Source organism: Parvimonas parva (assembly GCF_016552165.1).
GTDB lineage: Bacteria > Bacillota > Clostridia > Tissierellales > Peptoniphilaceae > Parvimonas > Parvimonas parva.
Window position 1 is genome coordinate 14,845 of sequence record NZ_JACVDA010000007.1, and the last position, 21,099, is coordinate 35,943.

The 21,099-nt window shown below is 26.6% G+C and carries 24 protein-coding genes, 1 tRNA gene, 1 other RNA gene and 1 CRISPR repeat array; all 26 genes read left to right on the forward strand.

The features are described from left to right. The first annotated feature begins 1 nt into the window (after position 1). The 26 genes from xseA to IBJ83_RS03300 all read left to right on the forward strand — a co-directional run bounded on the left by xseA (position 2) and on the right by IBJ83_RS03300 (position 21,093). The gene (gene xseA, locus IBJ83_RS03175) at positions 2-1,201 is read left to right on the forward strand and encodes an exodeoxyribonuclease VII large subunit (protein WP_201275270.1); all 1,200 of its coding nucleotides are present in this window, start codon (positions 2-4) and stop codon (positions 1,199-1,201) included. Further along, a complete protein-coding gene (gene xseB, locus IBJ83_RS03180; RefSeq protein WP_068472765.1) occupies positions 1,191-1,448 on the forward strand; it encodes an exodeoxyribonuclease VII small subunit in 258 nt (85 codons plus the stop codon). The genes xseA and xseB overlap by 11 nt, the downstream gene beginning before the upstream one ends. Then, positions 1,448-2,296, forward strand: a complete 849-nt coding sequence (locus IBJ83_RS03185) for a polyprenyl synthetase family protein (RefSeq protein WP_201275271.1) — start codon at positions 1,448-1,450, stop codon at positions 2,294-2,296. The genes xseB and IBJ83_RS03185 overlap by 1 nt, the downstream gene beginning before the upstream one ends. Then, positions 2,296-3,027: a TlyA family RNA methyltransferase gene (locus IBJ83_RS03190; RefSeq protein WP_201275272.1), complete on the forward strand. Its 732-nt coding sequence runs from the start codon at positions 2,296-2,298 to the stop codon at positions 3,025-3,027. The genes IBJ83_RS03185 and IBJ83_RS03190 overlap by 1 nt, the downstream gene beginning before the upstream one ends. A gap of 9 nt (positions 3,028-3,036) precedes the next feature. Next, the gene (locus IBJ83_RS03195) at positions 3,037-3,489 is read left to right on the forward strand and encodes an arginine repressor (protein ID WP_068472758.1); all 453 of its coding nucleotides are present in this window, start codon (positions 3,037-3,039) and stop codon (positions 3,487-3,489) included. Positions 3,490-3,496: 7 nt separating this feature from the next. Continuing rightward, positions 3,497-5,215: a DNA repair protein RecN gene (recN, locus tag IBJ83_RS03200; protein WP_201275273.1), complete on the forward strand. Its 1,719-nt coding sequence runs from the start codon at positions 3,497-3,499 to the stop codon at positions 5,213-5,215. Continuing rightward, positions 5,200-5,718: an NUDIX hydrolase gene (locus IBJ83_RS03205; protein WP_201275274.1), complete on the forward strand. Its 519-nt coding sequence runs from the start codon at positions 5,200-5,202 to the stop codon at positions 5,716-5,718. Before recN ends, IBJ83_RS03205 begins: the two co-directional genes overlap by 16 nt. A 1-nt stretch (position 5,719) precedes the next feature. Further along, on the forward strand, positions 5,720-6,331 hold the full coding sequence (locus IBJ83_RS03210; RefSeq protein WP_201275275.1) for a site-2 protease family protein: 612 nt from the start codon (positions 5,720-5,722) through the stop codon (positions 6,329-6,331). After that, the gene (locus tag IBJ83_RS03215; RefSeq protein ID WP_201275276.1) at positions 6,331-7,065 is read left to right on the forward strand and encodes a segregation and condensation protein A; all 735 of its coding nucleotides are present in this window, start codon (positions 6,331-6,333) and stop codon (positions 7,063-7,065) included. The genes IBJ83_RS03210 and IBJ83_RS03215 overlap by 1 nt, the downstream gene beginning before the upstream one ends. Next, positions 7,055-7,636, forward strand: a complete 582-nt coding sequence (gene scpB / locus IBJ83_RS03220) for an SMC-Scp complex subunit ScpB (RefSeq protein ID WP_374044725.1) — start codon at positions 7,055-7,057, stop codon at positions 7,634-7,636. The genes IBJ83_RS03215 and scpB overlap by 11 nt, the downstream gene beginning before the upstream one ends. After that, the gene (locus tag IBJ83_RS03225; RefSeq protein ID WP_068472744.1) at positions 7,623-8,315 is read left to right on the forward strand and encodes a pseudouridine synthase; all 693 of its coding nucleotides are present in this window, start codon (positions 7,623-7,625) and stop codon (positions 8,313-8,315) included. Before scpB ends, IBJ83_RS03225 begins: the two co-directional genes overlap by 14 nt. Beyond that, positions 8,315-8,704 carry a hypothetical protein gene (locus tag IBJ83_RS03230; RefSeq protein ID WP_068472743.1) on the forward strand — a complete coding sequence of 130 codons (390 nt, stop codon included), beginning with the start codon at positions 8,315-8,317 and terminating at the stop codon, positions 8,702-8,704. The genes IBJ83_RS03225 and IBJ83_RS03230 overlap by 1 nt, the downstream gene beginning before the upstream one ends. Beyond that, positions 8,685-9,239, forward strand: coding sequence for a tRNA (mnm(5)s(2)U34)-methyltransferase (locus tag IBJ83_RS03235; protein WP_288868100.1), 555 nt, complete (start codon positions 8,685-8,687; stop codon positions 9,237-9,239). The genes IBJ83_RS03230 and IBJ83_RS03235 overlap by 20 nt, the downstream gene beginning before the upstream one ends. Before the next feature lie 8 nt (positions 9,240-9,247). Further along, positions 9,248-9,610 carry a fluoride efflux transporter CrcB gene (crcB, locus tag IBJ83_RS03240; protein ID WP_068472742.1) on the forward strand — a complete coding sequence of 121 codons (363 nt, stop codon included), beginning with the start codon at positions 9,248-9,250 and terminating at the stop codon, positions 9,608-9,610. A 19-nt stretch (positions 9,611-9,629) separates the two neighbouring features. Further along, entirely contained in the window at positions 9,630-10,271 is a 642-nt protein-coding gene (locus IBJ83_RS03245; RefSeq protein ID WP_201275277.1) for an alpha/beta hydrolase, read from the forward strand. 48 nt (positions 10,272-10,319) lie between these two features. Continuing rightward, positions 10,320-10,410 (forward strand) — tRNA-Ser (locus IBJ83_RS03250). Continuing rightward, positions 10,410-10,676, forward strand: an RNA gene (ffs, locus tag IBJ83_RS03255) — signal recognition particle sRNA large type. Before IBJ83_RS03250 ends, ffs begins: the two co-directional genes overlap by 1 nt. Before the next feature lie 95 nt (positions 10,677-10,771). Further along, positions 10,772-11,128 (forward strand): PBECR3 domain-containing polyvalent protein, encoded by a 357-nt coding sequence (locus IBJ83_RS03260; protein WP_068472741.1) that lies wholly within the window; start codon positions 10,772-10,774, stop codon positions 11,126-11,128. Positions 11,129-11,733: 605 nt separating this feature from the next. Further along, positions 11,734-15,948 carry a type II CRISPR RNA-guided endonuclease Cas9 gene (gene cas9 / locus IBJ83_RS03265; RefSeq protein ID WP_201275278.1) on the forward strand — a complete coding sequence of 1,405 codons (4,215 nt, stop codon included), beginning with the start codon at positions 11,734-11,736 and terminating at the stop codon, positions 15,946-15,948. Further along, the gene (cas1, locus tag IBJ83_RS03270; RefSeq protein WP_201275279.1) at positions 15,927-16,808 is read left to right on the forward strand and encodes a type II CRISPR-associated endonuclease Cas1; all 882 of its coding nucleotides are present in this window, start codon (positions 15,927-15,929) and stop codon (positions 16,806-16,808) included. Before cas9 ends, cas1 begins: the two co-directional genes overlap by 22 nt. Positions 16,809-16,812: 4 nt before the next feature. Beyond that, the gene (gene cas2 / locus IBJ83_RS03275; protein ID WP_068472733.1) at positions 16,813-17,118 is read left to right on the forward strand and encodes a CRISPR-associated endonuclease Cas2; all 306 of its coding nucleotides are present in this window, start codon (positions 16,813-16,815) and stop codon (positions 17,116-17,118) included. Continuing rightward, positions 17,115-17,777, forward strand: a complete 663-nt coding sequence (csn2, locus tag IBJ83_RS03280; RefSeq protein ID WP_201275280.1) for a type II-A CRISPR-associated protein Csn2 — start codon at positions 17,115-17,117, stop codon at positions 17,775-17,777. The genes cas2 and csn2 overlap by 4 nt, the downstream gene beginning before the upstream one ends. A gap of 51 nt (positions 17,778-17,828) precedes the next feature. Beyond that, positions 17,829-18,521: a CRISPR direct-repeat array (repeat unit 36 nt; unit sequence GTTTGAGAGTAGTGTAATTCACAAAGGTACTAAGAC). A 74-nt stretch (positions 18,522-18,595) separates the two neighbouring features. After that, on the forward strand, positions 18,596-19,129 hold the full coding sequence (locus IBJ83_RS03285; protein ID WP_201275281.1) for a hypothetical protein: 534 nt from the start codon (positions 18,596-18,598) through the stop codon (positions 19,127-19,129). 126 nt (positions 19,130-19,255) lie between these two features. Continuing rightward, a complete protein-coding gene (gene ylqF / locus IBJ83_RS03290; protein ID WP_068472729.1) occupies positions 19,256-20,137 on the forward strand; it encodes a ribosome biogenesis GTPase YlqF in 882 nt (293 codons plus the stop codon). After that, the gene (locus IBJ83_RS03295; RefSeq protein ID WP_201275282.1) at positions 20,127-20,759 is read left to right on the forward strand and encodes a ribonuclease HII; all 633 of its coding nucleotides are present in this window, start codon (positions 20,127-20,129) and stop codon (positions 20,757-20,759) included. The genes ylqF and IBJ83_RS03295 overlap by 11 nt, the downstream gene beginning before the upstream one ends. Beyond that, positions 20,749-21,093 carry a YraN family protein gene (locus IBJ83_RS03300; protein WP_201275283.1) on the forward strand — a complete coding sequence of 115 codons (345 nt, stop codon included), beginning with the start codon at positions 20,749-20,751 and terminating at the stop codon, positions 21,091-21,093. The genes IBJ83_RS03295 and IBJ83_RS03300 overlap by 11 nt, the downstream gene beginning before the upstream one ends. The last annotated feature ends 6 nt before the right edge of the window (positions 21,094-21,099 follow it).

Consider the following 21,099-nt stretch of genomic DNA (forward strand, 5'->3'; position numbering starts at 1 on the left):
GATGACAACATTTAAGGTAAAAGAGGTTAGTAAGTATATTTCCAATATACTTAGAAGAGATTCTTTTTTATCCAATATTAGTGTTGAAGGTGAAGTATCTAATTTTAAAAAGTCCGGTGGTCATAGTTATTTTAGTATCAAAGATGATGAAGCTGTGCTTAAATGTGTAGTCTTTAAAACAGTTCCGATTGCAAGTAGTTTAAATCTTACTGACGGACAAAAGGTTGTTGTAACCGGAACTATTATGACTTACGAAAAGGGAAGTTACTACCAAATACTTTGTAAAAATGTTGAAAGGGTTGGTCTTGGAAATTTATATGAACAATTTTTAGCCTTAAAGGAAAAGCTTTCAAAGGAGGGCCTTTTTAATGTTGAATTTAAAAAGCCTATTCCAAAGTTTCCTAAAAATATTGGAGTTGTTACAGCTAAGAATGGAGCTGCAATTCGTGATATTTTAAATACTTTAAGAAGAAGATATAGAATTGCAAATATTTATTTTTATCCTGCAAAGGTGCAAGGTATTGGTGCAAGTGATGAGATAGCTGAGGGTGTTAAGTACTTAGATTCGCTAGATTTTATTGATACAATTATAGTTGGTAGAGGTGGAGGTTCTTTTGAAGATTTGAATGCGTTTAATGATGAAAATCTTATTAGAACCATTTTTAATTGTAAAAAACCGATCATATCAGCTGTTGGACACGAGATAGATACAATGCTTACGGATTTTGTTGCAGATAAAAGAGCGGCAACTCCAACGGCAGGAGCAGAGCTTTCATCAGTTAGTATGGACGAAATAAGAGAATTTTTATCTCAGGCTGAGAAGAAACTTAATAAAAATATATTGGAAGAAATTTCTGCTGATAAAATTCAGCTGGAACATTTGAAAAAAGAATTGGAATATTATAATCCGGCTAATAGAATAACTACATTAAAGGAAAATTTGGAGAATTTGAAAAAGTCTTTAGATGAAAAGATTATCGCAGTTTTTAATTATAATAAACAGTTACTTGATTTTAAAAGACAATCTTTAGAGATTATTAATCCAAATAGTGTTTTACAAAGAGGTTATAGCATTATTTATAATGAGAATGATGAGATTGTAAATGATATTAAAGCTGTAAATGTAGGAGATTCTTTGAAACTTAAAGTTTCTAATGGAGAGATTATTTCTGATGTTAAGGAGATTGTAGATGGCAATTAAATTAGAAAATTACGATAAGGGAATAGAAGAACTTATAAAAATCGTAAATACTCTGGAAAAGGAACAATTAAGCCTTGAAAAGAGTATTGAATTATATAAAAAGGGAATGAAACTTCACAAAGAATTAGTTGAAATATTGGAAAAAGAAGAGGGCAGACTATTTTTATTTGATGAAAAAGCAGAAGATGAAGAGAAAAAATTTGTTGAAAAGACATTAGAAGACGGACAAGTGAGTTTGGAATTGTAATGGAAAAATTTTTAAGTTTAATTAAAAAAGATAAACAAATTATTGAAGATAGACTTAATTTAGTTTATAAAAATGAAAATGAGTTTGAAAAAATGTGTGCTTATTCTTTTTCCGTTGGTGGAAAGAGAATAAGGGCTATTTTGCTTTTAGAGGCTTATAAAAGTTACAAGGAAGTTTGTGATTTGGCTTTAGATTTTTCCGTTGCCATTGAGCTTATTCACAATTATTCTCTAGTTCATGACGACTTGCCTGAAATGGACGATGATAAATTTAGACGTGGAGTTCTGTCCGTTTATGGTAAATTCGGACAGTCAAATGCCGTTTTAGTCGGCGATGAGCTTTTAAATAATGCTAATTTGATTATGGTTAAGGCTATAAAAAGTCTTGAAAATATTGATGAAATCAAAAATGCACTATCTTCAAGTGAAATAATTTTAAATTCAAGTGGTATAAATGGAATGATTTACGGTCAATTTTTAGACCTTGAAAATAAAATAGACTCTTTAAACGACATTGAAATTATAAATTCTTTAAAAACAGGAGAACTTTTCAAGGCATCTATCTTAGCAGGGGCAAAACTTGCAGGAGCAGGCGATAAAGATTTAATTTGCTTGGAAAACTATGCTAAAAGTTTAGGACTTGTATTTCAACTTCAAGATGATTTGTTTGATTTTGATGAGGATATAAGACTAAATAAAAAAACTTTTGCTACAATTTTGGGAAAAACTGAAGTTGAAGAAAAAATAGAAAAGTTAAATAAATTTGCTTTTGAACAGATAAATAAAATTTCCGGAAAAAAAGAATTTTTTGTAAATTTTATAGATTTTATGAAAAAAAGGACTTACTAATGGAAAGAGCTGATATTTGTTTACTTAAACTTGGTCTTGCAAAGTCAAGAACTCACGCAAAGAACATTATTTTAGAAAAAAGAGCTTTTCATGACGGAAAAGTTATAGAAAAAGCATCTTTACTTGTTGATGATAATTTAGTTACTGTAAATTCTACTGTTGAAGATACATATGTTGGTAGGGGTGCAATAAAATTAGACTCAGCAATTAAAAATTTTGAACTTGATTTAAAAGATTTGGTTTGCATGGATATTGGAGCATCAACCGGTGGTTTTACTCAAATTATGCTTAACGAAAAAGCAAAAAAAGTTTATGCAATAGATGTCGGGACGAATCAACTTGTAGATAGTTTGTTGAATGATGAAAGAGTTGTGAGCTTGGAAAACACAAATTTTAGATATTTAGATTTTGAAGTGATAGGTGAAAAAGTAGATTTTATTTCTATTGATGTTTCTTTTATTTCTTTAAAATATATTTTTGAAAATTTGTATAAATTTTTAAAAGAGGATAGCAAAATTGTTGCACTTATAAAGCCACAATTTGAATGTGAGGGCAAAAGTTTAAATAAAAAAGGGATTGTAAAGTCTAAAAAAGTTATAGAAAATGTTGTTGAAAAAGTAAAACTTTATGCACTTGCAAATAAACTTGAAGTGATTGAAATAATTGATTCCCCAATTCTTGGTGGAGATGGAAATAAAGAAAAATTAGCGCTTATTAAAGGAATTTTTTAAGAGGATTTTATGAAAAAATATACAAGACAGAGAATTATTTTAGATTTAGTAGAAAATAACGAGATAAAGACACAAGAGGAACTTTCCGAGTGCTTAGAAAAAAAAGGTATTCATTCTACACAAGCTACTGTTTCAAGAGATATTAAAGAGTTAAAAATTTTAAAGGTACAAAATAAAAACGGAGAGTATAAGTACAAAGTTGTCGATTCTATGTATGACTCTTTAGATGAAAGACTTAATAAAATTTGTAAACTTGCCATTTTGTCTATGAAACATAATGGAGATATGATACTCATAAAGACAATTCCACATACAGCAAGTATTTGTGGAACTTACATTGAAAGTGCTAAACTTAAAATGGTAAGTGGAATTGTTACGGGAACGGATACGATTTTTATTGCAGTTGATGATAAATCATTTTTAGATGAGGTTATTGAAGATATAAAGAAACTTTTAAGGTAGGGATAGTATGTTATCTGAATTATATATAAAGAATTTAGCTATTGTTGATGAAACAAAAATTTCTTTTACTGAAGGACTTAACATTTTAACAGGAGAAACTGGAACTGGTAAATCTATAATTATTGGAGCCATTTCTTTGCTTTGTGGTTGTAGAGCTAATACTTCTTTCATCGGTAAACGTACTGACAATGCTTATGTTGAAGGAGTTTTTTTTCTATCAAATTATGAAGAAGAAATTTTGAAAAATAAATTTGAGATGCTTAATTTAGATATAGAAATTGAAGATAAAATGCTTGTTATTTCAAGGAATATAAATAAAAACGGACGTTCTGTTTCAAAGATAAATAACAAAACGGTAAACAATTCAATCCTATCTGAAATTATGATAAATATTTTAAATGTCTGTGGACAACATGACAGTTACACTCTATTTAATAGAACTAATTTTGTCGATGTTTTGGACAGCTTTTGTGATGATGTTTTTAAAGAAAAACTAAAAAATTTAGAATTGTTATACGGAAAAATAAAAAAGACAAGTTTAAATTTAAAGAAATTAAAAAATAAAGTAAGTAATTTCGATGAGAATATTGCTGAAATAAAGGAAGAAATTGAAGAGCTAAACGGTTTAGAACTTGAAACCTTAGATGAAGAATTTATCGAGAATGAAATTGATAAATTTAATAACAGTCAAACAATTTTATCATGTTGTTCAAATTTAGTTGAACTTTTTGACGGAGAAAATTCAGAATTGAATATTTTTTCTTTCTTAAATGAAATAAATAGAAATGTTTTGTTGTTGGAAGAAAATGATAAAAATGTTAAATTTAGTGAGGATTTAGAAAATATTTCTTTTGAATTAAAAGAACTTTTCGAAAAATTACAAAATTATCATTCAAGTATTTATATTGACGAAGAGAGTTTGATGATTTTACAAGAAAAATTTAATCTTTTGAATGACTTAAAGAGGAAACATAGAACGGATAAAAAAGGTCTTATAAAGTATAAAAATTCTTTGGAAGAAGATTTATATTTGCTTGAGCATTCAAAGGATATGCTTTTAGAAGAGAACAATAAACTTAAAACTTTGAGCAATGAATATAAAAATCTTGCAAATGAAATTTCAAATATAAGAAAAGAAATTGCAATAAAATTAGAAAAATTAATTGAGAAAGAACTTTTAGATTTGGATTTAAAAAATTCAATTTTTAAAATAGATATAAAGACGAACAATAAAATTACACATATTGGTTTTGATGAAGTGAATTTCTTAATCTCTACAAATAAAGGAGAGGCTTTACAAGAGATTTACAAGATTGCATCAGGTGGAGAAATGAGCCGTATTATGTTGGGCTTTAAAAAAGTTTTATCCGATAGAGATAAGATTTCAACTCTTGTATTTGATGAAATTGATACGGGTATAAGTGGTGTAACGGCTCAAATTGTTGGAGAAAAACTTGCTGAAATTTCTAAAAATCATCAACTTTTAGTAATTTCTCATTTACCACAAATTGCAGTTTTATCCGATACACATTTTATAATCAGTAAAGAAACTGTTGGATATACAACTTTGTCAAAAGTTTTATGTGCAGATTATGAAGATAAGGTTATGGAGATTTCAAGACTTATAGGGGGAGCAAATATCAACGAAACAACTATAAGACAGTCTAAAGAAATGATAAGAATAGCTGATGAGAAAAAGGAAAAATTAAGATGTATAAAAAAATAAAAACAGAAGAAATTTTTAAGGGTAGAATTTTAGATTTAAAACTCGAATATTTTGAAACTGAAGAAAAAGTTTTGAAAAGAGAAATTGTTGAGCATAAAGATGCTGTTGCCATTTTCCCGATTGACAAAGACGGTTATGTTTATTTAGTAAAACAATTTAGATTTCCGGTTGAAATGGACGTTTTGGAAATTCCTGCAGGACTTGTTGAAGATGGAGAAAATCACGAAGAAACTGCTCTTAGGGAATTGCAAGAGGAGATTGGTTTTAGTTCAAAAAATTTAGAAAAAGTTTTTGAAGGATATAATAGCATTGGATTTTGTACTGAAAAAACAGTAATTTATAGAGCTTGTGATTTGTTTTCTTCTAAATTACCTGAAGATGATGATGAGAATTTAAGTATTGTAAAAATTCATTTTGAGGATTTAAAGAAAATGTATTTTAATGGAGAGATAAATGATTTTAAAACGGCTATGGCTATTTTAAATGAAATGAATAGGAGGTAGTATGGACTTTTTAATGGAACATTTAGTTGTCGCTATTGCTATAATGTTTGTAATTATAGCTTGTAGAATTTTTCAAGCAAATGTTGCTTTGGCTTTAGGAGATGATACACCAAAACTTAACGGAGCAACAAGTTTAAATCCCGTTAATCATATTGATATAACTGGTTTTATTTGTTTCTTGCTTTTTAAATTTGGTTGGGCTAAGCCTTTACAAGTAAATGTGGGTAATTTTAAAAATAGATTTTGGGGAAAAATAATTTATTCTTTATCAAATGCTGTTATGTGTTTTTTAATAGCTTTGATTTCAGCAATAATTTATTTGATGATAGGCTCAAAAAGTGTATTTTTATTTATGCTTTTTAGAGATGTTTTTTCAATTAGCATTGTATTTGGAATTATCGGTTTGATACCTTTACCACCTTTTGACGGCGCAATTTTTGTAAGTGCATTTTTATCAAGAGAAGTTGAATATGAATATTTTAAACTTTCAAGCTATACAACTTTCATTTTACTTGCTCTTATATTGACTAGAACTTTCGGAATCTTTTTAACTCCTGCAGTTCAAACTGTTGGTGGATTTATCCTTAAAATAGCGTCTATGTTGGTAATGTAATGGAATTAGTTGTTAATTTAGATGCATATTCAGGACCTTTGGATTTGCTACTTGATTTGATTTCAAAACAAAAAGTTGATATATACGATATTGAGATAAGTAAGATTACAAAGTATTATCTTGAAGTAATAGAAAATTCCGTTTATGGAGAAGATACGGATATATCAGCTTTTTTACTTATGTCTAGCACTTTGGTTGAAATAAAATCGAGAAGTCTTATTCCAAAAGTTACAGATGAAGAAGATGAAGAGATTGTTACAAAAGAACAGCTTATCGAAAGACTTATAGAGTATAGAAAGTTTAAAAAAGTTGGAGAATACTTTAAAAACTTAGAAACCGAGGGAAGTAAAGCATATTCAAAAATGCAATCGGATATAACCGAGTACATTACAGAGAATAAGGAAATTATTTTAAATACTGATGTGAATTTACTTTTGACTTTAATGGAAAATATAATAAATCAATATAAGAACAAGATAGAAGAAAATTCTTTTGAAAAAATTATAGAAAAAGATTTGTTTCCAATAGAAAAGTATATTTCTATGATAAAGACAAAAATTTTTGAAAAGAAAGAAGTTTATTTTGAAGATTTAATTTTTTATAACGGAACAAAAAGTGAGCTTATAACAATTTTTATGTCTATTTTAGAACTTGTAAAAAATAATTTTGTAAGTATTTTTCAAGATAAAGATAAGAATATTAAACTTAATTTAGTGGGTGATGATGTTGAATAGTAGAGAATATAAACAAGTTATCGAGCAGTTGCTATTCGTTTATGGCGACCCTTTAAAGATTGATGATATAGCAAAAGTTTTGGAAATTTCTGTAAAAGAGGCGAGCGTTTTAGCTGATGAACTTGTAGAAGAATTTGAATTTCAAAAGAGAGGACTTTTTATTCAAAAAATTTCTAATCACTATCAGATAAAGACCAGAAAAGAATTTCACGAGATTATTTCAAAGCTTTTTGAAAAAGTAACGATGAAACATTTAACGAACTCTACTTTAGAAACTTTGGCGATTATTGCTTACAAACAGCCGATAACCAGACAAGAGATTGAAGAGATAAGAGGTGTTAAGTGTAACAGCTCAATAGAAACTTTGCTTTCAAAGGATTTTATTGCAGAGGCAGGCAGACTTGATAGAATTGGAAAACCGATAATTTATAAGACTACTCTAAACTTTTTAAATCAATTTAATTTGAAATCTTTAAAAGATTTGCCCGATATAGAGAAATTTATTTCTGATGAAGAAAAAAATCAAATAGTTGAAGATGAAAATATGGAAATAGAAGATGAGAATAAATAAATTTATTGCAAATTCAGGATATTGTTCAAGAAGAAGTGCAGATTTGCTTTTAGAAAATGGAAAAGTTTTTGTAAATGGAAAGGTTGCACAAAAAGGTCTTGACGTTTCACAAGAGGATGAAATTGTGGTTGAGGGAAAGAAGATTAGTTTAGAGAAAGAAAAGAGGTATTTTCTTTTAAATAAGCCTGTTGGTTATGCAAGTACTCTTAAAGACCCTTTCGAAGATAAAGTTGTAGTTGATTTAATAGAGTCTAAAGAGAGAATTTATCCAGTTGGACGACTTGATAAAGACAGCTTTGGACTTTTGCTTTTAACAAATGATGGAGATTTGGCTTTTAAGCTGACTCATCCAAGCCATAATGTCGAAAAGGAATATATCGTAAAAGTTGATAAAACTTTAAAAGAGAGCGATTTAAAAAAATTATCGAATGGAATAATGCTTGAAGGGAAAATTACAAGAAAAGCAAGATTTGAAATTTTTGATTTTAAAAATAATATGGCGAAAGTTTTTTTGAAAGAGGGCAGAAATAGGCAGATAAGAAAAATGTTTAAAACTTTGGACTATGAAGTTGTTTCTCTTGAGAGAATTGCCTTTGGGAAAATAAAACTTGGAAATTTAAAAATAGGAAATTATAGAGAACTTAATAGAGAAGAAATAGAATATTTAAGGAGTTTGTAATGATAGGATTGAAAAATGCTACCCCGGAAGAGTTTGAAGAACTTTATGTTAAATACGGAATTAGTGGCAGTATGGACTTATCCATTCCAACATTTTATTTCAGTTTGGTTATGGAAGAAAATATAATCGGATATGTAAAACTTACCTTTAGAGATGAGGACTATTATTTGGAAGAAATAAAATATGATGAGGGGATGGAAAGATTTAACAGATTTTTCTTAAAATGTATTGCTTATAAAATATATTTAAAAGAGAAAAAAACTTTTTATTCAAGAATATTTTTTGACGGAATTTTAGGAATAACTAAAAAAGAAGAAAATTTATATATCTGTGATATTGAAGAAATTTTAGAACAAGGAAAGAGTTGCAGTGGGTGTAAAAATAAATAATACAAAAACTTTAATAGAATTTTTTATGCAAAGTTATGTTGAAAATGTCGAAGTTGCTGTGGATATGACAGTTGGAAACGGCTTTGATTCTAAAAATATTTTAGAGATTTTAAAGCCAAAAAAACTTTATTGTTTCGACATACAACAAGATGCTTTGGATAATTCAAAAAAATTGCTTGAAGATTTTTCAAATTATGAATTAATTTTAGAAAATCATAGAGATTTTGACAAGTATGTAAAAGAAAATATTGATTTTGCAATGTATAATTTGGGATATTTGCCAAAAGGAGATAAGAATATAACTACAAATGCAGTCGATGTTGAAAAAAGTTTGAAAAAATTATTGGGAAAATTAAATAAAAACGGAGTAATTTTTATAACTTTCTACATAGGACATTTATGTGGACAAATAGAGAGTGCAGAGATTTCAAGGTTTTTAAAAAATTTGGAACAAAAAGAATTTACCGTTCTTAAATTTTTGTTCGAAAATCAAAAAAATAATCCACCTTATGTGGTTATGATTCAAAAGCGTTAGAGGTATTTATGATTGAGATTTTAGTTGTTGGATTAGGTGGAGCTATTGGAGCAATTTTAAGATATTCAATTAGCTTAATTCCATATAAAAATACATTTCCGATTTTAACACTAATAACAAATTTGCTTGGAGCAATATTAATTGGAATTGTTGTTGGTATTTCGGTTAAAAATAATTGGTCAAAAAACTTAACTTTGTTTTTCAAAACTGGAGTATGTGGAGGCTTTACAACTTTTTCAACTTTTTCACTAGAAGCAAATAACTTATTTCAAATTAATAAGCCCGTTATGGCAATAATTTATATAATATTGAGTGTTGTATTATGTTTGCTTGGCGTTATGTTTGGGATTTTTATTTCAAGTAGAAATTAAGGAGATAATTTTATTAAATATGGAGAAAATATATTTTTTATCTGGATTAGGTAGTAAAATTGAAACTACAACAGAGTTTAATTTAGAATTAAATAAATATGGATATGAAATAAAATATATAGATATTCCGGGACAATATTCAAATATTGATGTAAATATAAAAAATGAAAAAGAATTTTTAGATTGGATTAAATCGGTTATTCCAAAAAATTCTTTAGTAATGGGTTATTCCTTAGGAGCAGACTTATTATTAAAGTTTTCAAGATTTTTATATGCGAAAAAAATAATTATCTTAGATGGTGGAATTTTTGAAGATGATTATATGAAAACTACCTTGGAGGAAGAAAAAGAATACTCAAGAAATTATATTTTAGAAAATGGTTTGAATATGGATATAAATATAATATCTTCTTTATTTGACATAAGGTATGATGATTACAAAGATATATTTTCACTAGGATTGAAAGATGAAATTTTATTGCTTTTATCTGATTTACCTAAAGATGCTCATGAGTATAAAAATAAAAAAGTTGAAAAATATAAAAAGACAGGAAGTAAAAATATAAAAGTTTATTTTATAGAAAATACTACACATAATTTTTATACAGAAAAGCCAAAAGAAATAGCAACTAAAATTTCAGAGTTTTTAAAGCGAAATTAAAAATTGTTGACTAAATTAAAAAAATACTTTATAATATATAAGTATTGTGGAGAGCTGTCCGAGTGGTCGAAGGAGCACGATTGGAAATCGTGTAAACGTCAAAAGCGTTTCGAGGGTTCAAATCCCTCGCTCTCCGCCATGCACTAGGTGGGGTGTTAGCAGTACCCTGTAACCTGCAATCTGCTATAGCAGGACTGAATTCCCAAGTTAGATTTTCAAGGGGTGTAGCCGACTTTTGAAAGTGGTGTTGACGAGTGGGTCCTTACGCAATAGAGCTTTACGAACCTGGTCAGGTCTTGACGGAAGCAGCCATAAGTAAAATACTCTATGTGCCGTAAGATTGCTTACTCTGAGCTAACTACAAAGGTACCGTACATTTTTTGTTAAGCAACCTTGGGTGTGCTTACATAGTAAAGAGTTATCTGTAAAGATAGCTCTTTTTTTATACGAGTTTAAATTTTACATTATTTATGATAAAATATACTAAAGAGGTAGAGTATATGAAAGTAAAAGATAGCATTAAAGATTTATTGGGAATTAAATCTGAATTATCAGAAATTGAGTATTCAAGACATGGATTGAAAAGACATATAGAAAAAAGAAAACATTATGATGTTATAAAATATATTGATGATGTTGAGAATATAATAGAAAATCCGGATTATGTTGGAATAAATCCAAATGAAAATAAAATAAGTTTGGAGTATGTGAAATGCCTTGAAAAAAATGTTTTGTTGGCTTTAAAACTAAACAAAACAAAAGATAAATTTTTTATTGCCAGTATGTATACCATAAATGATTATAAATTAGAGAGCAGAAAATTTAGTGGAAGATTGAAAAAAGTTGACAAAAAATAAAAAAATGGGTATAATATAAGTAACAAATAAGTAGTTGAGGGCAGAAAGGGTTCCTGCCACACCTTGCAAAAGGTATCTGAGATGTTGGATACACCGACCAACCGACTACTTAAATCAAACACAGGAGAGTTAGAGCAATCTGGCTCTTTTTTTGTGGGAAATTTTAAGGTACATTAAAAAATGATATTAAATAATAAAAATATTGACAAAAATCGTTTATATACTTATAATTTAACTATGCTATGATAAAAGGTTTTCTTGGTATTAAAATAGTTTTAAAAATTGCAAGAATAAATTAGTCACATAAAAAAATTTCTCTAGGTGTTTTGTAATCGAATATTTTTTTAGGATAATCGTTAATCCAATCTTCAATAAATGCTACTTATCAAGTGAGTACCCGTGAACCTTGTTGTTTTACAATAAAAAAACTCACTTTCGTGAGTTTGACCTAAACATATAGGTTAGCCTTTATGGCGATTTGAATAACTTTTTATTTGAACTCGTAATGTAATTCACAAAGGTATTAAGCTATTCTGTAGCAATTATAATATAAAAATTTAAATTTGTCAAATTTTTCGGAAAATTTTATTAATAAAGGAGGATTTATGAAAGGAAATATTGAAAAAAAGAAACAAGAATTTAATGATTATTACTTAGGATTTGATATTGGTACAAATTCTGTAGGTTGGGCAGTAAGTGATTTATCTTATAATCTTCTTCGTTTTAACAAAAAAGATATGTGGGGTGCAAGATTGTTTGATGAGGCTAAAACTGCAAAGGAGAGGAGAGTAAAACGAAATTCTAGAAGAAGATTAGAGAGAAGAAGTAAAAGATTAAAATATCTTGAAGAAATTTTTGAAACTGAAATTTGTAAAATTGATAAAAATTTCTTCAGAAGGCTTGAAGAAAGTACTTTGCATAATGAGGATAAAACTTTTGATTTTAGATTTCCTATTTTTAATGATGAAAACTATACAGATAAGGAATATTATAAAGATTTTCCAACTGTATATCATTTGAGAAATGAGCTAATTAAAAATGAAAATAAAAAGTTCGATATAAGATTGATTTACCTTGCTATTCACAATATATTAAAATATAGAGGACACTTTATATTTGAAGGTCAAGATTTTGATAGTGTAACTGATTTTAAAGAAGTATTTTCTGAATTATCTGCTTATTTAAGTGAGAATTTAGAAGAAAATTTAGATATTAATTTATGTGATAATATAAAAGATATAATTTGTAGTAAAGAGAATAAAACTTCAAAGGGAAAATCATTTGTTTCACTAATTGATAGTAAAGTTATACAGAGTGTTTTGCGTTGTTGCATAGGGTATAGAGTTAAATTTAAGGACATTTTTATTGATTATGAAGAAAAAGAAAAAAATGAAGGAATAAATTTATCAGAAATTGAATATGATGAAAAAAGAGATGAAATAGCATTAAGTCTTGGAGAAAATATTTTACTTATCGATATTTGTAAAAAAGTTTATGATTTTATGATTTTAAATAATATTTTGAAAGGGAATAAATACATTTCAGAATCAAAAGTTAATCTTTATGATGAGCATAAATGTGATTTATGTAATTTAAAATATATTTTTAAAAAATATTTACCTAAAAAAGACTATTTTGAATTTTTTAGAAATGAAAACAAGGAAAAGAATTATGTATCGTATATTTCATCTAGCTTAAATAATGGTAAAAAGAAAAACACTTGTACTCAAGAGGATTTAAATAAAGAAATAAAAGAATATATTGCTAAGATAAAAGAATATGACGAAAATGACGCAGTTTTAGAAAAAATAAACTTGAAATTAAATGAAAATAAATTATTACCAAAACTAAAAACTAACGATAATGGTGTTATACCATATCAAATTCATAAAATAGAACTGGAAAAAATTTTACAAAATCAAAGTAAATACTATGATTTTCTTTTAGAAAAAATTGATGGAATTACTAATATTGAAAGAATAGAAAAACTTTTTACTTTTAGAATTCCTTATTATATTGGGACTTTAAAAGGTAAATTTTCTTGGGCTAAACTTAAAGAAAATAAAAAAATTACTCCTTGGAATTTTGAAAAAATAGTAGATATGGAAGAAAGTGCGAAAGCATTTATTGAAAGAATGTCTAATAGGTGTAGTTATTTGAAAACAGAAAATGTACTTCCTAAAAATTCTTTACTATATTCAGAGTATGAATTATTAAATGAATTAAATAAAGTAAAAATTAAAAATGAATTTATAAATGTTGTTTTAAAAAATGAAATTATTGATGAGCTTTTTAAAACAACTTCTAAGGTTACAAAGAAAAAATTTGTAGATTACTTAAAAACTAAACAAATTTTTGTGGAAAAAGAAGATATTTCAGGGCTAGATAATGAATTTAAATCAAAATTAGATAGTTATATAAAATTTAAAAAGATAATTGGAGATAAAATAGATACTTTAAGAGGATATAATTTTGTTGAAAAATGTATAGAATTTAAATGCTTTTATGGTGATGATAAAAAACTATTTAAAAATGCAATAAATAATACAGAGTTTAAAGACTATGTTTCAGATTATGAATTAAAAAAGATAAATAAAATGAAATTTAACAAATGGGGTAGGTTATCTAAAAGGTTATTAACAGAAATATGCTTTGAAAATGTGATAGAGTCTGAATCATTTGAAAATATAATTGTTGCATTAAGAAGTACAAATTATAATTTTATGGAATTTACTTCTAAAAAATTTAATCTATCAGAGAAAGTTGCAGAAAAAAATCAAGAAAATACTTTAGAAAAATTTAATATTAATGAATATGTAGATGAATTATATGTTTCTCCATCTGTTAAACGTTCTATAATTCAAACTTATAAAATTGCTATGGAAATAAAGAAAATTACAGGTAAAAATCCTAAAAAAATATTTATTGAAATGGCAAGAGGTGGAGGAGAAAAAGGGAAGAAAACTGAAAAGAGAAAAGAGCGTATAAAAACTTTATATGCGAATATGAAAGATTCAAATGAGGAATTTTTGAACAATTTAGATAATTTAAAATTATCAGTTGACAATTATGATGATAATAGATTAAGAGAGAAAAAATTATTTTTATACTTCATGCAACTCGGAAAATCTATGTACACAGGTAAAAATATTGATTTAAATGAACTATTATTTGCTAATACTTACGATATAGATCATATAATTCCTCAATCTAAATTAAAAGATGATAGTTTTGATAATATTGTTTTAGTTGAAAAAACTATAAATAAAGATAAAGATAATAGGGATTATTTGGACGAATCTATTAGACTTAGGATGAATAAATTTTGGAATTTTTTAAGAGAAAAAGGATTTATTACTATTGAAAAATATAATAGATTAAGAAGAAATACTTATTTTTCAGATGATGAATTATCAGGATTTATTTCTAGACAATTAGTAACTACAAGGCAGTCAACTTTAGAAGTAAAAAAACTTTTTGAGTTTATTTTCCAAAATACTGATGTTGTTTGTTCTAAAGCTAATTTAGTGAGTGATTTTAGAGAAAAGTATGGGATAATAAAAGTTAGAGACTTAAATGATGCACATCATGCTCAAGATGCCTATTTGAATATAGTTGTTGGAAATGTCTTTGATACAAAATTCACCAAAAATTATTGGAAATTTATAGAAGATAGAAGAAAAGTTGATAATACTAGAGAAACTTATAATTTTAAGAAAATATTTGATTATGATGTTTCAAGAGGAGAAAATGTTGCTTGGCTAAAAGACTATTCTATAAATACTATTTCCAAAATGATAAATAAAAAGACGGCTAATATTACTCAAATGATTACTGAGGGTAAAGGACAGTTGTTTGATTTGACAATACTAAAAAAATCTAAAATCGATAAAAAATTAACTGTAATTCCAAATACTCCTAAATTATTGAAATCAAGTTTAAAAGATAGTTGCAAAATTGCTGAAAAATATGGATATTTTAGTACGCTTATGCCTGCATATTTTGTTGTTTTTAAATATATTGATAAAAATAAAGAAGTGTTTGGATTTGATAGAATTTTTATATTTGATAGAGAAAAAATAAATTCTAACGAGGATATTGAAAAATATTTAGAAGACAAAGGATATAATAGTCCTAAATTTATTAGAAAAGTAAATTTAAAACAAAAAATTTTATTAAATGGTTATCCATATAGAATTGTTGGATTTACAGATAATAAATTAGAAATAAAAAATTCAAAACAATTTTATTCAGATGGAGAACATTTAAAATATATCAAACATTTATCCGCTTTTTATAATAACAATAATAATGTTAAAAATGGAGAATATAGAATTAATTTCTTGAAAAAAACTTCAGAAAATGATAGAAATGAAACAACAGATGAGGCAAAAGAGAGATTAAATATAGAATTTATAAAGTTGTATGAATATTTTTGTGAAAGATTAAATTCAAAGATTTATGCTAATTATTATAATAGTAAAAAATATGATGAATTAATAGAAGTGTTTGATTGTTTTAAAAATTTGAATTTACTTGATAAAGCAAAATTATTATTAGAATTTTTAAAAATTTTCAAAAAAGATACTTATGGTAATTTTAAATTATTAGAAAAACCTGAATTAGATAAAAATGGAAAACAAAAATTAGATAAAAATGGTAATCTTTCATTTGAAGGATTAAGCATGGCTTTTGGGAAATTACATGGTAAAAAATTTAAGCAACTTGTTGAAAAAGATATTCAATTTGTGGATGAATCTGTTACAGGACTTTTTGAGAAAAAAGAAGGATTAGAAAAATGGCAGGATGGAGAACAATAGTAATAACTGATAGATGTAAACTTGACTTAAGATATAATAATATGAATATAAGAAAAAATGATAAGTTAAGTCAAGTAAATATTGGAGAAATAGGTGTGCTTATAGTAGAAAGCACATCTGTTTCTATAACTACTGCTCTTTTAAGTGAGCTTGTAAAAAACAAAATAAAAGTTATTTTTTGTGATGAAATGCATAATCCTCAAAGTGAACTCATCTCTTATTACGGCTCTTTTGATTGTAGTGAGAGAATTAAATTTCAAGCTAATTGGAAAGATGAAATAAAAGGCAAACTTTGGGCTATTATAGTATTCGAAAAAATAAAAAATCAGAAGGAGCTTTTAAGATATTTTAATATTAAGCAATATAAATTATTGGAAGAATATATGGTAGAAATAGAAAATTTTGATAAAACTAATAGAGAAGGACATTCTGCTAAAGTTTATTTTAATGCTATTTTTGGAAATTCATTTTGTAGGGAAGATAAAGAAAATCCGATTAATATGGCATTGAATTATGGATATTCTATAATACTTTCTATTTTTAACAGAGAAATTGTTTCTAATGGATATATAACAAATCTAGGAATATTTCATAAAAATAAGTTTAATCCATTTAATTTATCCTGTGACTTAATGGAGCCTTTTAGGCCAATAATAGATAAAAAGATTGTTGAGATGAATATTGAAAATTTTGGAACAGATGAGAAGAGAGAAATACAGAAAATTTTATCTAGTCAAGTTATAATTAATGGACAAAAATATTTTATTCAAGACGCAATAAGAATTTATACAAAAAGTTTATTAGATGCTTTGGATAGTGAAGATTTTTCAAATTTAAGGTTATATGAAAATGAGTTATAGATTTATGAGAATTTTATTATTTTTTGATTTACCAACAATAGAAAAAGAAGATTTAAAAGAATATAGATGTTTCAGAAAATTTTTAATACAAAATGGATTTATTATGTTACAGGAATCTTTGTATGTAAAAATGTTGTTGAATTCTACTTCAGCTGAAAATTTTATATCAAAATTAAAGAAAAATTTGCCACCAAAAGGACTTGTTCAAGTAATTAATATTACAGAAAAACAGTTTCAAAAAATGCAAACTTTAGTAGGAGAATATAATTCAAATATGTTAGATAGTGATGAAAGGATAGAAATATTTTGAAATTACAAATAAAAAATTTTAAATTTCATTTAGATTTGAATGAAAAAATTAATGTATTAATTATTGAAAATAAAAAAGAATATAGAGAAGTAGTTGATTCTTTTGTTAATAAACTTGATATAAAAGATGGTAAAATTTTACTTTTCGATAGAAATGAGTTGATTGCACCTTCAAAATTTTTATTTACTTTTAATGATTACTATTCTTTTGATATTAATAAATTGTGTTTAACAAAAATGTATAAAAAAATTAAAGAAATAAGTTTGTTAGAATATTCTGATGAAAGTTTTAAAATAAAGTCTGAAATCGAGAATTTTATATATAAAATTATATCTCAATATGATTTATATTTGGAAATTGATAGTGAAATGGACATACTAGATTTATTAAAGTCGGTTAAATTAAAAATAAAAAATTATGAAAATTTAGATTTAGATAGAATAATTAATTATATGAATATAATAAACGAATTATTTGGAATAAAAAATTTTATATTTATAAATTTCAAACAAAATTTTAGCGAAAAAGAAATAATTGACTTTTATGAGTATGTGATATATAATGATTTTAATATAGTTTTAGTTGAAAGTATTACTATTAGTAAACTACAAAAAGAAAGTATCTTTATAATAGATGATGATTTATGCGAAATCTATTGATTATACAATGGCTCGTAACCATAAAAACTCTCACAAAAATTTTTATTTGAGGTTTGAGAGTAGTGTAATTCACAAAGGTACTAAGACGAGTAGCAAAGTTTCAAGTGCTATGGCTAGTTTGAGAGTAGTGTAATTCACAAAGGTACTAAGACTTTTTAGATGGACTAAATACAAACAACGCAGTTTGAGAGTAGTGTAATTCACAAAGGTACTAAGACTATTTATCTTGTAATAGCTCATTTATTATTGTTTGAGAGTAGTGTAATTCACAAAGGTACTAAGACCAAGTTATATCAAGAGTTGAGGGACTTATAGTTTGAGAGTAGTGTAATTCACAAAGGTACTAAGACCAATAAAGCTAAAACAGCAATACCCGGCAGTTTGAGAGTAGTGTAATTCACAAAGGTACTAAGACTTCGACCCAAACTGCTCATCGGACATATCGGTTTGAGAGTAGTGTAATTCACAAAGGTACTAAGACTTCAAGAGAGGAAAAAATATCGACCTATACGTTTGAGAGTAGTGTAATTCACAAAGGTACTAAGACGCACAGGGGCAATTCTTTGAAATGGCTATGTTTGAGAGTAGTGTAATTCACAAAGGTACTAAGACGAGAATAAAATTTCAACTGAAATAGCACAAGTTTGAGAGTAGTGTAATTCACAAAGGTACTAAGACACAGCAGATTTATTAAGTAAAAAATACAATGTTTGAGAGTAGTGTAATTCACAAAAATGTTAAATTAAAAGTGACAAAAGAATATTTTTGTATTTTATCAATCGATTTCATATTTGGTGTGTTAACTTAGGAGGTGGTTTATGAAAAATTTAAAACTTTACAATGTATTTTTTCCGGTTTGGTTGTTAATTTTAATTCCATTTACTTGGGTAATTGCGATTCCTGTAAATTTCATTGTGGATTCACTTGTAATTTTTATATCTTTGAAATTTTTAAAGATAGAGGAGGCGTTTTTAAAATATAAAAAAGTTATTTTTAAAGTATTCATATTTGGATTTTTGTCGGACTTTATCGGTTCTGCATTTTTACTTTTAGTAACTTATTTAGGAACAATAGGAGGAGAATCGAGTGCTTTTATAAAATGGTTTGAAAAAAATATTGTTAGTTATATGATGTCAAATCCTATTGCAAATATTTATGCATTTACTATTGTTGCATTGGCAGTTCTGTTAGCCGGAATTTGTATTTACTTTTTCAACTTGAAAATAAGTTTTAAAAATCTTGATATTGATGAAAAAGATAAAAGAAAAATGGCTTTAATTATGGCGATATTTACTGCACCGTATTTATTCTTCTTTCCTGTATCTTTAATATACAGTGGTTATGCTATGTAATAAAAAATTTTTTGAGTTAGCTTAGGCTAGCTCTTTTTTATTTATAAAAGTAGTTTTTTAATGGGAAATATGGTACAATTTAGGGGGAATATTGTTTTAATTAATATAAATTTGGAGGAATAATTAATGAATATAAATTGGTATCCGGGTCATATGAAAAAGACTATGGATAATATAAGAGCGTCTTTAAAATTGGTTGATATTGTTGGAGAAATTATCGATGCAAGAATTCCGATAAGTAGTAAAAATCCGGTTATCGACGACGTTTTAAAAGACAAGCCAAGAATAATGATTTTAAACAAATCGGATATGGCAAATGAAAATGAAACTAGAAAATGGCTTAATTATTATAGAAGTAAAGGCTATGGTGCAGTTGTTATTGACGCACTTCATTCTAAGGGGTTAGATAAGATTTATCCACTTGCAAAGGAAATGTTGGCTGATAAATTTAAAAAACTTGAGGAAAAAAATCTTTCTTCAAAGACGATTAGAATGATGATTGTAGGTATTCCAAATGTTGGTAAATCAACTTTCATAAATACTGTTTCAAAAAGAAAAAGTGCAAAAATAGGAGATAGACCCGGCGTTACAAAGCAAGTTCAATGGATAAAAACGAAAAATGATTTGGAGCTTTTGGATACTCCGGGGGTATTGTGGCCGAAGTTTGAAGATGAGCAAACGGGTTTACATTTAGCTTTTACCGGTGCTATTAAAGATGAGATTATGGATATTGAAAATTTAGCTTTTCGTTTCATTGATGAGTTAAATAAAAGAGATATAAATATTTTGAAAAATAGATATAATTTATCTGAAGATTTTTATGAGGATACTTTATTTTTAATGGACGAAATAGGTAGAAATCGTGGAGCGATCTTAAAGAAAAATGAAATTGACTATTTTAAAGTTGCAAATTTAGTTTTTGATGATTTTAGAAAGGTTAAACTTGGTAGGATCACTTTAGAAACTGTTGAGGACCTTGAAAAAGTTGAGGAAGAAAATGGAAATTAAGGAAGAATTAGAGAAAATTTATGAAAATTTTAATTTAATCATAGGTGTTGATGAAGTTGGTCGTGGTTGCCTTGCAGGGCCTGTCGTTTCTTGTGCAATTATAATGAAAAAAGATAGTGCAATAGAGGGAGTTACGGACAGTAAAAAACTTTCTAAAAAGAAAAGACTTGCACTTTATGATAAAATTTTAGCTGAATGTGTCGGATATGGGATTGGAATTGTAGATAATGTAAAGATTGATGAGATAAATATAAAACAAGCAAGTAGGCTTGCGATGAAGATTGCAATTTCAAATATAAAAGACCTAAATGGAAATAAAGTTGTGGGTGATTTTTTAATAACTGATGCTGAAAAGGTTGATGTCGATATTCCACAGATTAATTTGATTCATGGTGATGAACTTTCTTATGTGGTTTCTTGTGCCTCAATAATTGCAAAGGAATTTAGAGATGCTATGTTTGTTGAGTATGAAGAAAAGTATCCGAACTACAATTTTATAAAAAATGTGGGTTATGGTACAAAGGCACATTACAAAGGTCTTGATGAAAGTGGAATTACTCCGATTCATAGAGTAACTTTTTTGAAAAAATATTTTGAAAAGAAAAAAGAATATGAAAGCTAAAAATATTGGAAATTTGGGAGAGGATTTAGCAGTTAAATTCCTTTTAGAAAAGGGATATGAGTTGCTTGAAAGAAATTTTTTTAAGCCTTTTGGAGAGATAGATATAATTGCAAAAGATAAGGATTATGTAGTTTTTATTGAGGTTAAGGCTAGAAAAAATGTGAAATTCGGTTTTCCCAGAGAATTTGTAAATAAAAATAAGATAAAAAAGATACAAGATGTTGCACAAATGTATATGCTCGAGAAAAATTTGTTTGGAATCAAAATTCGTTTTGATGTTATAGAGATAATTTTTGATGAGCATAAAATTACACATATAGAAAATGCTTTTTAGGAGGTT